3 protein-coding genes are annotated in these 1,934 nt (G+C 71.1%); 2 read left to right on the top strand and 1 reads right to left on the bottom strand.

Annotated features, from left to right (window positions below):
- Positions 1–229 (bottom strand): ATP-binding cassette domain-containing protein (locus tag ACIBBB_RS30720; protein ID WP_398987748.1); only part of this gene is annotated, 229 nt, incomplete at its 3' end.
- Between the two features lie 232 nt (positions 230–461).
- On the opposite strand from ACIBBB_RS30720, the gene ACIBBB_RS30715 reads away from it, so the two are divergent.
- Both ACIBBB_RS30715 and ACIBBB_RS30710 read left to right on the top strand, forming a co-directional pair.
- Positions 462–872 (top strand): DUF3592 domain-containing protein, encoded by a 411-nt coding sequence (locus ACIBBB_RS30715; RefSeq protein ID WP_398987746.1) that lies wholly within the window; start codon positions 462–464, stop codon positions 870–872.
- Positions 873–979: 107 nt separating this feature from the next.
- Positions 980–1,804 (top strand): NAD(P)H-dependent oxidoreductase, encoded by an 825-nt coding sequence (locus ACIBBB_RS30710; RefSeq protein WP_398987744.1) that lies wholly within the window; start codon positions 980–982, stop codon positions 1,802–1,804.
- Positions 1,805–1,934 lie beyond the last annotated feature (130 nt).

The raw sequence follows: 1,934 nt of genomic DNA, 5'->3' as shown, positions 1-1,934 counted from the left end.
CCCGGCCGCTGTCGGGCCGGTCGAGACCGGCCGCGCACTGGAGGAGAGTCGACTTGCCGGAGCCGGAGGGCCCCATGACGGCGGTGAAGGAACCGGCGGAAAGGCTCAGGGACACACCGTCGAGAGCGGTCACGGCGTTCTCGGCCGTGCCGTAGACCTTGGCGACCTTGACCAGGCGCAGGGCTTCCTGGCTCCTGGCCGCTCCGGTCGTACTCCTACGACGAAACATGGTCTTTCCTTCCCTGGGACACTCTCTGTGCCACGAGTAAGACGTTACGCAGCGCCGGACGAGGGCACATTGGGCGTACGACCCAGGTCTGGGGTGTTGCTGAGTACACCCCTACCGCGTGTCACGCAGCGGCGAGTTAGGGGTGGGCGCCCCCGGCGGACCTGGTGACCCGCTCCGACCTGCGGATAAGTTGACGGCGACCGTTGAGCGGCGCCGCGAGGGAGTGTGATCTGTGTCTGAGTGGTTGTTCCCTCTCGGGTTCGCCGTTGTCGGCGCCGTGGTCTTCACGATCGGATTCGTGGGTTTCTGGCGAATCCTCGCCCTGCGGCGCGACGGAGTCCGGGCGCAGGGCTGGGTGGTCCGGCTGGAGACGACGTCCAGCGGGCAGGGCGGCCGGATCCATCGCCCGGTCGTCGGATGGGTCACCGGCGAGGGCCGCCGCATGGAGGTGGAGTCGCCGTACGGGCGGTCCTGGGTGGGCAGGTTCGGGCCCGGCACACCCGTCCGTATCCGCTACGACCCGCGGCGCCCCGAACGGATGCGGATAGAGGGCTACGGGCACGGCGTGCAGTGGGTGTTCATGCTGGTCGGCGTCGGGTTCGTGGCGGGCGGCATCTCGGTGGCGGTCCGGCTGGCGGTCTGACGGGGGGGCCGGGCCGGACAGGCCCGAAGAGACACCGAAGGCGCGGCAGTAGCATGGAAAATCGGTCAGCACTGTCGTCGTACCGAGGATAAGGAAGGTGGCGCGCCGTGCGGGTGCTCTGGTTGTACGCTCACCCCGACCCGCGCTCACTGAATGGCGCGCTGCGCGACGAGGGAATCGCCGTGCTCCGTGAACACGGGCACGAGGTCGTCGAGTCGGACCTGTACGCCATGGGGTGGAACCCGGTCGTGGGCCACGGAGACTTCCACCACGACCCCGGCGAACGGCTCGACGTCCTCACCGAGTCCCAGTACGCGCTGGAGAACGGCACGCTCAGCGAGGACATCCGCGGGGAGCAGGAGAAGCTTCTGTGGGCGGACACCCTCGTCGTGCAGTTCCCGCTCTGGTGGTTCGGGCCGCCGGCGATCCTCAAGGGCTGGTTCGACCGGCTGTTCATCCAGGGCTTCGCCCAGGGCGTGCTCGACCCGGTGACCGGCAGGGCCCAGCGGTACGGCAGCGGCGGACTCGTCGGCAGGCGCGCCCTGGTGCTGACGACGGTCGGCGCCAACGCGGCGACGACCGGCCCGCGCGGTATCCACGGCGACATCAACGCGGTGCTGTTCCCGCTGCTGCACGGCACGTTGTGGTACCCGGGCATGACCGTGGTGCCGCCCCTCGTCGTCAACGGGGCGGTCGGACTCTCCGAGGGGGAGTACAAGACGGCCGTCGGCCGGCTGCGGCAGAGGCTGCTGACGATCCCCGAGACCGAGCCGATCCCGTACCGCGGTCAGAACGGCGGTGACTACGACGAGCATCTGATCCTGCGCCCGGACCGGGCACCGGGCGAGGAGGGCATCCATATCCACTACGTCACCGGCGCGATGGACGAGCGGTGCGAGCGGACCGGCGGCGAGGACGAGGCCGACCGGTAGCGCGCGCACGGCAACGCTGAGGGGTGGGGGCCCCCGCCCCCCCCCGGGCCCCCCCCCCCCCCCGCCCCCGGGCCCCCCCCCCCCCCGGGGGGGGGGCCCCGCGCCCCCCCCCCCCCCAACCGGCGTATTG

The organism is Streptomyces sp. NPDC051217 (assembly GCF_044455465.1).
Taxonomy (GTDB): domain Bacteria; phylum Actinomycetota; class Actinomycetes; order Streptomycetales; family Streptomycetaceae; genus Streptomyces.
This window is presented reverse-complemented; position numbering and strand designations above follow the sequence as displayed.